This window comes from Streptomyces niveiscabiei, from assembly GCF_001419795.1.
GTDB lineage: Bacteria > Actinomycetota > Actinomycetes > Streptomycetales > Streptomycetaceae > Streptomyces > Streptomyces niveiscabiei.
On sequence record NZ_LIRL01000015.1, the window covers coordinates 1 to 12,543 of the forward strand.

The 12,543-nt window shown below is 69.0% G+C and carries 10 protein-coding genes and 1 pseudogene; 2 read left to right on the forward strand and 9 right to left on the reverse strand.

The window, feature by feature from the left end; genetic code table 11:
* Positions 1–181 precede the first annotated feature (181 nt).
* A pseudogene (locus AOK24_RS00720) lies at positions 182–784 on the forward strand (response regulator); the annotation flags it as partial.
* A gap of 125 nt (positions 785–909) precedes the next feature.
* Here AOK24_RS00720 and AOK24_RS00725 read toward each other — a convergent pair.
* From AOK24_RS00725 to AOK24_RS00765, 9 genes are all read right to left on the reverse strand, one after another.
* Complete coding sequence (locus AOK24_RS00725; RefSeq protein ID WP_055718063.1) at positions 910–1,845, reverse strand: alpha/beta hydrolase family protein; 936 nt, start codon at positions 1,843–1,845, stop codon at positions 910–912.
* 77 nt (positions 1,846–1,922) lie between these two features.
* A complete protein-coding gene (locus AOK24_RS00730; protein ID WP_240553591.1) occupies positions 1,923–3,473 on the reverse strand; it encodes a family 43 glycosylhydrolase in 1,551 nt (516 codons plus the stop codon).
* Positions 3,474–3,477: 4 nt separating this feature from the next.
* On the reverse strand, positions 3,478–4,827 hold the full coding sequence (locus AOK24_RS00735) for a right-handed parallel beta-helix repeat-containing protein (protein WP_107103860.1): 1,350 nt from the start codon (positions 4,825–4,827) through the stop codon (positions 3,478–3,480).
* A 64-nt stretch (positions 4,828–4,891) separates the two neighbouring features.
* Positions 4,892–5,761 carry a GDSL-type esterase/lipase family protein gene (locus AOK24_RS00740; protein ID WP_055718065.1) on the reverse strand — a complete coding sequence of 290 codons (870 nt, stop codon included), beginning with the start codon at positions 5,759–5,761 and terminating at the stop codon, positions 4,892–4,894.
* A 34-nt stretch (positions 5,762–5,795) separates the two neighbouring features.
* Positions 5,796–6,866 carry a rhamnogalacturonan acetylesterase gene (locus AOK24_RS00745; RefSeq protein ID WP_055718070.1) on the reverse strand — a complete coding sequence of 357 codons (1,071 nt, stop codon included), beginning with the start codon at positions 6,864–6,866 and terminating at the stop codon, positions 5,796–5,798.
* A 69-nt stretch (positions 6,867–6,935) separates the two neighbouring features.
* Positions 6,936–7,994, reverse strand: coding sequence for a glycosyl hydrolase 53 family protein (locus AOK24_RS00750; protein ID WP_055718066.1), 1,059 nt, complete (start codon positions 7,992–7,994; stop codon positions 6,936–6,938).
* A gap of 135 nt (positions 7,995–8,129) precedes the next feature.
* Positions 8,130–9,398 carry a glycoside hydrolase family 5 protein gene (locus AOK24_RS00755; protein ID WP_240553592.1) on the reverse strand — a complete coding sequence of 423 codons (1,269 nt, stop codon included), beginning with the start codon at positions 9,396–9,398 and terminating at the stop codon, positions 8,130–8,132.
* Between the two features lie 310 nt (positions 9,399–9,708).
* Positions 9,709–10,677 carry a PaaX family transcriptional regulator gene (locus AOK24_RS00760; protein ID WP_055718067.1) on the reverse strand — a complete coding sequence of 323 codons (969 nt, stop codon included), beginning with the start codon at positions 10,675–10,677 and terminating at the stop codon, positions 9,709–9,711.
* 108 nt (positions 10,678–10,785) lie between these two features.
* Positions 10,786–11,706 carry a helix-turn-helix transcriptional regulator gene (locus AOK24_RS00765; RefSeq protein ID WP_055718068.1) on the reverse strand — a complete coding sequence of 307 codons (921 nt, stop codon included), beginning with the start codon at positions 11,704–11,706 and terminating at the stop codon, positions 10,786–10,788.
* A 150-nt stretch (positions 11,707–11,856) separates the two neighbouring features.
* On the opposite strand from AOK24_RS00765, the gene AOK24_RS45240 reads away from it, so the two are divergent.
* Positions 11,857–12,543: MFS transporter (locus AOK24_RS45240; RefSeq protein ID WP_206191120.1), on the forward strand; the 687-nt coding region annotated here is incomplete at its 3' end.

The following is a 12,543-nucleotide window of genomic DNA, read 5'->3' on the forward strand; positions in this document are numbered from 1 at the left end:
CCCGCCGGCCACGGCATTCCCGGCATGCGCGAGCGCTCCGCCGCCTACGGGGGAACCCTGCGGACCGGACCGCTTCCGGGCGGCGGCTGGGGAGTCCACACCCGCCTCCGCCTCGGCGGCGCCGCAGGAGAGGTCCCCGCATGACCGTCCGCATCCTCATCGCCGACGACGAAGCGCTGNNGTCCTGGAGGCCCAGCCCGACATGGCACCCGTCGGCGAAGCCGCGGACGGCGCGGAAGCGATCCGCCTCGCCCGGGAACTGCGCCCCGACGTCGTCCTCATGGACGTCCGCATGCCCGGCACCGACGGGATCGAGGCGACCCGGCAGGTCGTACGCGTCTCCCCGCGCAGCAGAGTGCTCATCCTCACCACCTTCGACCTCGACGAGTACGCCTTCGCCGGACTCAACGCCGGCGCCTCGGGCTTCCTGCTGAAGAACACCCGGCCCGAGGAACTCCTCACCGCGATACGCCGCGTGGCCGCCGGCGACGCGGTGGTCTCCCCGCGCATGACCCGCCGCCTGCTGGACAACCTCCGCCCCCGCATCCCCGACGGCAGCAGCGCCGAACGCGACCAGCGGCTCGGCCGGCTCAGCGCCCGCGAGCGCGACGTGCTCGTCCAGGTGGGCCGCGGCCTGTCCAACACCGAGATCGCGGCCACCCTGTACCTCGCCGAGGCGACCGTGAAGTCCCATCTGGGGCGCGTCCTGCACAAGCTCGAACTCCGGGACCGGATACAGGCCGTGATCTTCGCCCACGAGAGCCGCCTCATCGACCCGGCATGACACCGCCGGACCGGCCGAACCTGGGTCCCGTGGGCGGCATCGTCATTTCACCCAGGACCTCCGGCGCCCATGCCGGGGCACCGCCCGGACCTGTTGCCCGAGCGGTGCTCGACGACAGGTCCCGGTCAGACCCGGCGGCGGGTGAAGCGCTGGTCGGAGCCCGGGCCTGCGGGCGGGTTGCCCAGCTGCGCTTCCCACCTGGTGTTGGACCCGGACGCGTCGGCCGGGAGGCGGTCCCGTGCGGCGGTGTCGCCGTACATGGTCCAGCGGGCCCAGTCGACGACGGTCCTCGGGAAGCGCTGGTCGCTCCAGAAGCTGGTGTGGCTGCCGCCGACGAACGTGAGGAACGCCTTGGGCCAGGGAATCTCCGAGTACGCCTGCCGGGCCGAGGAGTACTGCGTGGTCGAGTCCCGGTCGCCGTGGACGAACAGGACCTTCGCCGAGACCGAACGGGACGGGTTGCCCATGTCCACGCAGGACTGCGGGTTGGCGGAGACGATCCGGCTGTCGGGCCAGGAGGTCAGCAGACCGTGGGTGACCATGCCGCCCAGGGAGTGACCCGAGACGCCGACGCCGATGCCGGTGTTGATGTGCCCGGCCAGCGGTCCGCTCGCGTTGAGCGCGAGGGTGTTGGTGAGGATCTGCGAGACGTCCTTGGAGGTGTTGCCGTTGTTGACGTCGCTGAAGTTGTGGTTGAAGTGCGGGGCGGGGACGATGAAGCCCGCCGAGGCCAGGGCCCGGATGACGAACAGGGAGTTCTGCGGGCTGCTTCCGTAGCCGTGGGTCATGTTGTAGACGGGGAAGACCCCGCCCGCGACCGGGGCGTCCGTCACCGGGGCGCCGCCGGCGGTGCCGGTGGCCGGGTAGTAGACGTAGGTGGTGCACGGGCGGCTGCCGCGGGTCCAGTTGTACCGGCGCACGCCGACCGCGAACGGCGTGGTCGGCGCGGTGCCCAGGGGTACGGCGGCGGCCGGTGCCTGGCCCGCCCCCAGCAGGGACAGGCCCACGCCCGCCGCTCCGGCCGCGCTCATGCTGAGGAAGGTCCGTCGTCGCAAGGTCATGGTGACTCCGTAAGGTGTTGGTCGGCCCGGGATGCGTGAGGCCGGCGCCGATGGACGCGGGCGATCGTGCTCCGGCACTACTCCGGAGGCGCTGGTGTGCCGGCAGAGGTCTTGACGAGTGAGAGCTGATCGACGGTGACGCCGCCCGAACCGGACGCTCGCACGGTGACGGTGGCGGCCCCGCCGGGCAGTTCGACACCGGTGAGCTCGCGCTTGGTCCAGCCGCTCGACGACGGGAGGGCGAGGGTGCGTTGGCTGCCGTCGGCGCCGGTGATCACGACCTGTCCGGCGCTGCCGCGGGTGTGCAGGGACAGGGTGTAGGTGCCTGCGGGCGCCGACTCGATCCGCTGCTCGACGCCGCCGCCGTTGCTCACCTGGAGGGCGAAGCGAGACCCGTTCACACCACCGTTGACGTTGGTCACCGAACCGCCGAGGTTCCGCCATCCCCGCACACTGGAGACGATGACGCGGTCGGCCTGGATGTCGGGGTTGAGGATGTAGTTATTCGCCGGTCCGACGCGCCACTCCCCGGTCGTGGCGTTGAACTGCCACTGGCTCATCGAGTGGAACTGCGGCCGTGCGCCGGTCCTGGTGATCGGCACCCACTGGTTGTACCCGATGCCGTTCCAGGCGAAGTCGGCCCAGCGGTCGCCGGCGTAGAGCACCGTGGTCTGCTTGGTGCCCTTGACCGTCACGAAGAACCCGGTCTGGGTCACGTGGCTGTAGTCCATCTCGGTGCCGGCGAGGACGTACTCGCTGCTGTAGGCGCCCTGGATGTTGCCGCTGGTCGACTCGTTGACGTAGTTGACGGAGGTGTTCCAGCCGTGCAGGTCCGACGCCGCGTGGTAGTACTTGCCGTCGAGCTTGAACATGGCGTTGCCCTCGCGACCGGCGCCGCTGCGGATCTGCACGGCCGGCTCGATCCGCAGCGAGTCGGACTCCCGGAACTTGGCCACGAAGCCGCGCGACCGTCCTTCGCGGTTGGAGAAGACCAGGTAGTCCTTGCCGTCCTCGTCGGTGAAGACGGTCTGGTCCCCGGTGCCGGTCGTCGGCGAGTTGGTGATCTGGGTCTGGAAGTAGCCGTAGTCGAAGGTGTCGGTGGGTGAGTCGCCCTGGAGCAGCAGGACACCGTGCCCGCCTCCGACGTATGCCTGGGTGGCGAGTACGTACTTGCCGGTGTTCTCGTTGTAGGTGACCCCGAGCCGCCCGACCCATCCCGCCTGACCGAGGGTGGCGCCGTTATGGATCTTGGTCGAGCGTGTCGCGACGTTGTTCTCGAACTTCCAGTTCACCAGGTCCTTGGACGAGTACACGGGGATCGAGACGAAGCTGACGTTCCCGTCGTACTTCCTCGTCGGATTGGCCCGGTAGAGCTCGGCGCCGGTGTAGTGCACGCCGTACCAGTAGTAGGTGTCGCCGAACTTGAAGACCCCGCCGCCCTGCGAATAGATGGGGTTGCCGCTGGTGTCGTTCCAGAAGGTGTTGTTCGTGATGGTCTGGAACGTGCCCTCGTCAGCGGCCTTCAGACCGGCGGCGGTGCTCGGCGAGAGCGGCGCCGCCAGGGCCACGGACAACAGGGCGGCGGCTAACTTCCCGTACGGGGAGAGGACACGCGATCGTTTCCTCAAGGGGTCACCTTCCGTCATTCTCGAAGGCGCCGAGATCCGGCGCGCTTCCGCTGAAGGGGAGTCCCACGTCGGTGCCCTTGTCGATCAGGGCGCTGTTCGCCGCGAGACGGAGGTGGGGCAGCACGGGCAGGGTCCCGTCGGTCTGGCGGGGCGCGTCCCAGCCGGACGTCGACACACTGCGGAACTGGGAGTCCGACAGGGGGACGCCGAGGTTCCAGGAGTTGTATGCGGCGTTCGTGCCGCTCATGTTCGATGTCGCCGTTCCGGTGTAGGCGATGTTGTTGCGCAGGTTGCCCCGGCCGACGGCGGCGCCGCGCGAGTCGATTCCCAGCATGTTGAAGTTGGGGTGGTTCCCATAGCCGGTGTTGTTGAAGAAGTCGTTGGCCACCGGGTGGTGGTTGGCGTAGAAGCCGGCCGCCTTGTTGAGGAAGGCCACCGAGGAGCGGACGGTGTGCTTCGGCGCGTTCGCCTCGTAGTCGCCCCCGTAGCCGCCGGACTTGAAGCCGGCTCCGTTGCCGGAGGGCGTCGTCGTCCCCGGGACGTACCCGTTGCGCCAGGCCCACGAGTTCTCGATGATCACGGGAGAGTAGGTGGAGATGAGGTCGAACCCGTCATCGGCGTTCCACCACGATCGGCAGCCCCGGAACACGTTCGCGGGCCGGCCGGCGGGCGTGTAGTGCGAACCGAACCCGTCGGCGTTCTCACCGGGCCCGTCGTTGCTGCGCGGGTCGTAGTTGTCATGCGCGTCCGAGTCGAGGACGAGGTTGCCGGCCCCGCCGCTGATGAACAGGCCGGTACCCATGTGGTGGTGGGTGTCGATCTGCTCGAAGACGTCGTTGCTGCCGGAGACCCAGATCCCCCAGGACTCGGCGTTGCGGTTGTTGTTCTGGGGAACGCCCCTGACTTCCAGTCCTTTGAGGTGGATCCAGCTTCCGGTGACGTCGAAGCCCTTGATGCGGCAGTCGTCCGTCATCCGTGAGAAGTCGAAGACCGGCTTCTCGCCCGGCTGGGCCCAGTACCGGATCGGGTTGCCCGAACTGCCGCTCTTGTCGAGGGTGATCGCGTCGACCCTGGACGTCTGGCTCGGACAGGCGCTGTTCGCGCGGGTGTAGGCGTAGGTGCCGCCCCGGAAGTAGACCGTGTCGCCCGCCTTGGCGACGGTCTGCGCACGGGCGATCGATGCCCACGGAGCGGCCTGCGTACCTGCTGCTCCGTCGTTCCCGTTCGGGGCTACGTAGTAGGTGTTTCCCGCCGCGGAGGCGCTCGCGGACGCCGGGCCGGGTGACATGGCGACGGAACTCGCCACGACCACCGAGAGCAGAAGCGCAGGGGTGCCGGACTTCGCGGTTCTCACAGCGTCATCTCCCGAGCGGACCGACTTCGTGACACTGCCATGGACGCGTGTACCACTGTCCGCACTACCTGAGATATCCGGCGAGCGGGAGGTTCTGGCGGCGTACGTCACCGGCGACGAGCCCTGCGACGCGCTGGGCGCCGTAGGTGTCGAAGTGGGTGTGGTCGTCGCAGAAGAAGGTGCCCAGGGGACCGTTGCCTCCGTAGTCGCCGTTGTTCGGGCAGAAGCGCAGACTGTTGTAGAGCGCGACACTGAGTGTCTGTAGGTCGATGACGGGGGCCCTGGTGGCGGATCCGGCGGCGACGGTCTCGTTCACGAAGCCGCGGTTCTTCGTCGCGGTGTTGCCGGAGCAGGTGATGGCGGCCACCGGGGTGAGCAGCACTGGGTGTGCGCCCCGGGCCTGGGCGGCCTGGGCCATCGTGGTCATCAGCTGCCGGTACCGGGCCGGGCCGACGTGCCGGGGGCAGGCCGAGGAGGAGTCGTTGATGCCGAACTGGATGAACAGGTAGTCACCCGCCTTCATCCCGGTGCTCGCGTTCAGCATCGCCTGCCAGCGTGCGGAGTACGCGGTGGAGGTGAGGCGGCACTCACCGTCCGAGCCCTTGGTGCCGCTGACGTTCCCCTCGTACATCCAGGTCTGGATACTGCGACCGCCCACGGCCTGGTTACTGACCGTCACGTCGCTGTTGAACAGGGCGTCGAACTGGCTGCCCCAGCCGACCGGGCAACGGCCGGAACTCGGGTTGGCCATGGTGGAGTCGCCGGCCAGCCACACGGTGACCGGCGCGGCGACCGCCCGTGCGGCCGGGGCCTGGGCGCGGGAGGCGCTGGTGCAGTCCGTGGCGACGCGGTCCGCCGCGGACGCGGCGCTGACACCGAGACTTGACAGAGCGATCACGAGCGCGGTCGTGATGAGAATCCGTATGTTCCTCAACGGGTCCCTCCTTGGGGCTGGCGCCGGGTGTCGGTCAGCGCAGGTACGCGGCCAGGGGCAGGCGCTGCTCGCGGATGCTCTGGAGCACCAGCCCGCCCATCTGGCTCGCGCCGTACTGCGAGAAGTGGGTGTTGTCCGTGACACCGTCGACGGACGAGCGGAGGTAGAGCTGTGCGGAGGCGGACGGGCCGAGGGACTCGACCAGCGTCCTGCTCTTCGTGGTCAGGTCGATCACCGGCACGTTCTGCGCGGTGCCGACCGAGCGCATCTCGGCGGGCAGGTCCACTCCGAGACCGTTGACATGCAGTGCGGTGGGCGTGAGCCGGCTGCCGTTGAACTGCCGGCGGACCGGCGGGGTCACCAGGACGGGGACGCCGCCCTTCGCGCGGACCTGCGTGACCATGGAGGTGAGGTTGCTCCGGAAGGCCGATGCGCTGGTCTGCTTGTCGTTGTGGCCGAACTGGATGAAGACCGCGTCGTTCGCCCTGACCTTCGACAGCAGCGCCGGGAAGAGCGCCGAGTTCCTCAGGAAGCTGCCCGAACTCTCCCCCGAGTCGGCGTAGTTGGCGACGGCCGCGCCGGGACCCACCGCCGGCGTGATCATCTGGCCCCAGCCCGTGTACGGGGCGACGGGCTGGTCGCACACGGTCGAGTCACCGGCCAGGTAGGCGACCAGCGGCCGGGCCGCCGGTTTCACGGAGACGGCCGACACCTGCGGGCTGGTCCCCGCGAACCGGAGGTCAAGACCGGGGTTTCCGGTGCCGCCCTGGCCGGTCGGCTGCCCCTCCGGCTGCCGCACGTTGACCGTGAACGAGTACGTGGCGGTGGCACCGGCCGCCGTCTTCGTCGCCGGAAGCATCAGGCGCCGGGCCTCCGCCCACATGTCGGTCTCGGCGGCACCGGCACCGCCGAGGGAGACCGTCACGTCGTAGTTGCCGGGTGAGACCGCGTAGTGACAGTTGATCGGCGCGGTGCCGGAACAGCCGGCCGGCAGCGCCCGCGTGGCGGCATCGGCGTGCGCCGCACCGGTGCCGACCAGTGTCGCGAGGGTCAGCAGACCCGCGGCTCCCAGCCTGACCCCGTACCCTTCGAGAGGAAATGTCATGCCCATTACAATCACCAATCCCAGTTCTCGACCGGAGAGTTGCCCGGGTTGAGGTCCCTGGCCCGTTGCTCAGGCCTGGGTGAAACCGTTCATGATCGCGGTGGGCCGTCCGGTGGCGGAGTCCCAGGCGCCCATGGCGTAGCCGGTGAACGGGGACATGCACTCGGGTTCCCAGTAGAAGATGCCCTGCCCGCCGTTGGCCTTGAGAGCCCTGATGTAGGCGACCAGCGAGGCCTGGGTGGAGGAGACGCGGTCCGCCCGGCCCCCGAACTCGCTCTGGAGGAACGGCTTTCCGTACTGCGCGGAGATCTTCTTCATGTTCGCCACGATCCCGGGCGCGACGTCGGCGCTGCCGTAGGAGGAGAACACGGACATGTCCCACTTGCCGCCATTGGCCGCGAAGCGGCTGAAGAACGTCGTCATCACGTCGTACTTCTGCGGCTGGGCCAGGTGGATACACACGGTCGAGTTCGGTGACACCGCCTTGACCTGGTCGTATGCGGCGTTGAGCAGCCCCGTCAGCTGCGCTCCGTTGGAGACGCTGCCGACGGGGCGGCAGATCCCGCTGTTGATCTCGTTGCCGATCTGCACCCAGGTGGGCAGGACGCCGTTGTTCTTCATGACCGTCATGGACTGGTTCACGTACGCGCCCAGCGCGGTGCGCATCTGGCTGTAGCTCATGTTCCGCCAGGCCGCGGGCGGGTTCTGCACGCCGACGGAGTTCCAGGTGTCGCCGAACATGTAGTCCAGCATGACCGACATGCCGGCGGCCTTGACCCGCTTGGCGAAGGCGGCGACCTCGTTGATGGAGCAGTGCCCGTCGGTCGGGCTGCTGGAAGGGTTGACGAAGGTGCGCAGGCGTACGGCGGTGATGCCGTATCCCTTGAGGATGGTCAGCAGGTCCTGCGTCTGACCGTTCGCGTTCTTCCAGGAGTAGCCGCGCGCTTCCATCTGCGGCGCCCAGCTGATGTCCGCGCCGTTGACGAATCCCTCGGCGGCCTCGGCCGGTGTCTGGAGCTCGGCGAAGGCGGCGGCGGTGGCGATCGCGCCGGCCGTCGCGGTGGTGGCCCTGAGCAGAGTACGGCGGCCGATGCGCCCGGCAACTGGTGTGGGGGGTTGCGGGGACATGGTCGGTCCTTTCCTTGCGTTGGCCGCGCATGAGACGTTGCGGGCGGCGGAGAGCGGGTCGGAGAGACCTTCAGGTCGTGACTGTGAGCGTTCACAGAGGGGGTGCGCGCGGCTTCTCGATCGGGCGCGAAGCTGTCAACCATTCATGATGGCGTTGATGATGCCCTGTTGGGTGACCGTGAGGGAGCGGCGGTTGAACAGCCCGAACCCGTACCGATCGGTTGCGCCGTTGTCCCAGTAGATGGTGGCTGCGCCGTATTTCTTGGCCGTGGCCACGACGGCCCGTGCGTAGTCCGCGCGATACCTGTTGTTCGACGAATCGAATGACGACTTGTCGATGGCGCCGTATTCGCCCACCACCACCGGATACCCTTTCGAGACGAACGCATCGCGCATCATTTTGAGTTGCGCGTCCAGATAGTCCTCCTGTCCCCAGGTCGACGTCTTTGACGGGTTGGTCGCCGCTCGGCCCCATTGCGTGATGGTGCCGTTCTCCTCTCCGGCGAAGTCCCAGGGGCTGTAGTGGTGAACGGAGATCATGAGCCGTCGCTCATTCGCGGGAATGGAGGGGGAGCGGTACTGGTCGGATGGCAGCGCGAAGCCGTAATTCCCCGCGGTGTAATCGATGTTCGTGTTCCAGCCCGCCACCAGCAGCCATCGCGAACTGTTGTTTCCGCCCGTTTTCCGTACGGTGTCCACGAAGATCTGGTTGTAGCTGTTGATGTTCGAGTAGCACGGCTGGGTCGGGCGGCCGTACTGCCCGTCGAACTCCTCGTTCATAGACTCCAGGATCAGGCGCTGGTCGTAGTTCTTGAACCTGTTCGCGATCTGCTGCCAAGCTTTCTCGTACTTGGCCTTGATCGTCGACTGGGAAGGTGAATCACAGATCAGCCAGGAGCCGTTGACGGTCTTGTAGCCGTCGCCGTGCATGTTGATCAGCACATGCAGGCCCCTGTTGTAGGCATAGTCGACGACTTCTTGGACCCTGTTCAGCCAGGAGGCGTTGATCGTGTAATTCGGGCCGGGCCCTATGTATCCCAGATAGGAGACCGGGACCCTGATCGTCTTGAACCCTGCCGCCCTCACTTTGTCGATGAGGGCCTGGGTCACCGTCGGCTGGCCCCATGCTGTTTCGCTGGGGTATCCATTGGTGGTGGCTTCGAGTTGGTTCCCCAGATTCCAGCCCGCGCCCATGTCGGCCACGATCTGTGAAGCGCTGGACTGTGCTGCGGTATCGGCCGATGCCTGATGCGCCGCGCCGTAAACCGATGCGGTGACTGCCAACAGGCAGGCAAGGAAAATTCCTCTGATCTTCCCTGCTGGTGAGTCGGCGCGAAGGCGGTCGCGGGCCGCGGTGTCGCCGTCCCGGTCGCCGTGCCCGAGGCTACGCCGTTGCATGGTCATGAAGACTCCTGGTGGGGGGTGCGGAGCGCTGTTCGGTCAGGTGCCGGGGGGAGGCGTGGGCGATGCCGCGGCGGTGAGACTGACCTTGGTGATGGGGGGAGTTGGCGGTGGGGGTGGTCGGATCGGCTGCTGCGCCTCTGGGAGCGTTCCCACATGTCTTGCAACAGGTACATTCCCGATCGGGTGCCGGTCTGTCAATCATTGGCGCTCAATTCGGTTCTCTTCGACGCGCATTCGACAGATCGCAGGCGCAGGGGGAACGGTGTGACGTCTTCAGGGCCCGCCCGATCACCCGCGCGGCGGCCTGCCGTCAGCTGTGGCCGATACCCGCACTCATGCCGGCGATCGTATGGGCCCTGATGTCGGGGTGAGGCCCCTGCGCGAACCGGGTCGCCACGGAGCGGACGTGGTCCTGGGCCGGCTGGAGCAGACCGTCGTACACCGCGACGCAGACTTCCCGCGCCCGTGACCGGGGCCAGCCCGGCGGCAGGAGCCCGATGGGGAGCAGCGGGTCCAGAATGGGGAAGTGGCGGTAGGCGTGCATGACCTCGGTCCGTGCGCGCACCGCGTCGGCGCCGGTGACGCGGTCGGCGCTGATGGGTGCGAGCAAGCCGCTCCAACGGTCGATGAAAGCCCGGTAGTGCTCGGTGATGCCGGGCAGGTCCCACGCCTGGACCGGGTTGCGGTCCGCCTCCGTGTCCAGTTCCTCCTGCCGCGCGCGGAACACGGTCACCGCTCCCCGCGCCAGGTCGGCCACCTCGATCCGCCCCTTGGGGGTCAGCGGGTGCGGCGACACCCAGAGCGCGTCGTACAGCGGCGCGAATCCGCGCCAGCGCAGCGCGGTGCGCAGTGCGCGGCGCCGCGTGCTCTCCTGTTCCGGGACGGAGAAGGCGATCAGTGTCCACCGACCGTCCCACGAGTCCGGTTGGGTGGTGAAGGTGGCGATCGAGCTGGCGCCGCTCCACAGGTCGACGGCGGCCTCCCGGGTCAGCCGGTAGGAGGTGTACCGCCCTTGGCGGCTGCTCTCCAGCACCCCACGGCGCATCAGCCTGCTGATCGTCGTACGGGCGGCGCCCGCGGTCACGTCGAACTCACCGAGCAAGGCCACGATCGCCGCCGACGGCAACCACGCCCGGACGGGGAACGTGTAGTCGGCGATCAATGTCACCGTGAGTCCCTGCGGCGAGACGTTGCTCTGCCAGCCGGGCGATCGCACGGGGCCGGCGGCGCCGTCACCCTCGGCGGAGAAGATCTCCTCCAGGTGGGACAGGTTCGGCAAAGTGGGCTCCGGCGCGGTGGACAGGGGCGACCTCACTGTAGCCGCAAGCTCGTCGACGACGCGGGGGCCTGCCTCGCACCGTTGCCCGGCCGCTGCTTCCGGACCGCCTCAACGGCCGTCGTCACGTGGAAGACGCACCCGAAGGTCCATGTCGCTGGAGCCGCCCAGAGGACGCGCGTCCCGCTCGGGAGCGCTCCAGCTGGCGAGGAGGGACAGGGCCTGGGCGGACGCGGAACCGGGTTCGGCGCTGTACAGGCACACGGTCTGCCCGGGGTCGGCCGGGAACGCGAGGGTCTCGTGGTGGAGCGTGAAGTCCCCCACCACGGGGTGCCGGAAGTGCTGCGTGCCGTGGACGCACTGCGCCACCCGGTGGCTGTCCCACCACGTGCCGAACTCCGGGACCTTGACGACGGCCTCGCCGATCAGCTCGTTCAGCAGCGTGTCGTCGGGATGGCGGCCGGCCTCCAGTCGCAGGTCGGCGACGACGATCTCCGCGACCTCGTCCCAGTTCCGGTACAGCTCCCTGGCCGCCGGGTCGAGCAGCACGTACCGGGCGAAGTTGCGCTCCCGGTACGGCAGCGCCTCCCAGTCGGTGATCAGCGCGCGGGCCAGGGGGTTCGCGGCGAGCACGTCCTGCCGGCGGTTGGCGACGAACGCGGGGACGGCGGCGTTGAGAGTACCGAGGAGCTGATGGACGTCCGGCCGCACCCGCTGCACACGCTCCGGGCGGCGCGGCCGGGACCGGGCGGTGCGGTGGCGTACGAGGTCGAAGAGGTGGCTGCGCTCGTCGTGGGACAGCCGCAGCGCACCCGCCACGGAGTCCAGGACGGCTTCGGAGACGCGGGGGTGACGGCCCTGTTCGAGGCGGGTGTAGTAGTCCGTGCTCACCCCGGCGAGCCGCGCGACCTCCTCGCGGCGCAGACCGGGGACCCGGCGCACACCGGGCCCCGGAGGCAGCCCGGCGTCGGCCGGGTTCAGACGGGCTCGTCGGCTGCGGAGGAAGTCTCCGAGTTCGGCGTTCTGCTCCATCCCCCCAGTATTCGGCCCGGCCCGCAGCGGCACCGGGCCGAGGGTGGCCCACCTGGACCCCGGCTCGGCTGGGCCATGTACGGCGCCGGACGAGCCGCAGGGCCGGGAGAGCCTGGACGGCGTCCCCCCGGCCACGTCCCCCGGAGCGCCATGCCTGTCCTCGTGTACCTCCTCGGCCTCGGCACCTTCGCGCAGGGCACCTCGGAGTTCATGCTCTCCGGGCTGCTGCCCCCGCTGGCCGACGACCTCGGCGTGTCCCTGCCGGACGCCGGGCTGCTGGTCTCGGCGTTCGCGGCGGGCATGATCGTCGGCGCCCCGCTGCTGACGCTGGCCACGCTGCGGCTGCCACGCCGGTCGGCCCTGGTGGGTTTCCAGACGGTGTTCGTCGCGGGGCACGTGGCCGCCGCGCTCGTCCCGGACTTCGGGTTCCTGCTGGCGATGCGGGTGGTGACGGGGATGGCGTACGCGGGGTTCTGGACGCTCGCTTCGGTCGCCGCCGTCTCCGTCGTCCCTGCGGACCGGCGCGGCAAGGCGATGTCGGTCGTCGTGTCGGGGCTGAGCCTGTCGATGATCCTCGGCGTCCCGGCGGGCACGCTGCTGGCGCAGCACGCGAGCTGGCGGGCGGCGTTCTGGGCGGTCGCGGTCCTGACGGTACTGTCGGCGCTCGCCGTTCTGGCCACGCTTCCCGGCGGACGGGACACCACGACCGAGCGCCCCCGCCTGCGCACCGAACTGCGCTCGCTCGCCGTACCCCGGTTGTGGGTCGCCTACACCACCACCGCCCTGACGATCTCCGCGACGACCGCGGTCTTCTCCTACCTCGGCGCCCTCCTCGAA

Excerpts from the sequence above, each read along its gene's own strand:
- AOK24_RS00725 (WP_055718063.1), bottom strand. The coding sequence starts at position 1,845 with ATGACCTTGCGACGACGGACCTTCCTCAGCATGAGCGCGGCCGGAGCG.
- AOK24_RS00745 (WP_055718070.1), bottom strand. The coding sequence starts at position 6,866 with ATGACATTTCCTCTCGAAGGGTACGGGGTCAGGCTGGGAGCCGCGGGT.
- AOK24_RS00750 (WP_055718066.1), bottom strand. The coding sequence starts at position 7,994 with ATGTCCCCGCAACCCCCCACACCAGTTGCCGGGCGCATCGGCCGCCGT.
- AOK24_RS00755 (WP_240553592.1), bottom strand. The coding sequence starts at position 9,398 with ATGACCATGCAACGGCGTAGCCTCGGGCACGGCGACCGGGACGGCGAC.
- AOK24_RS00765 (WP_055718068.1), bottom strand. The coding sequence starts at position 11,706 with ATGGAGCAGAACGCCGAACTCGGAGACTTCCTCCGCAGCCGACGAGCC.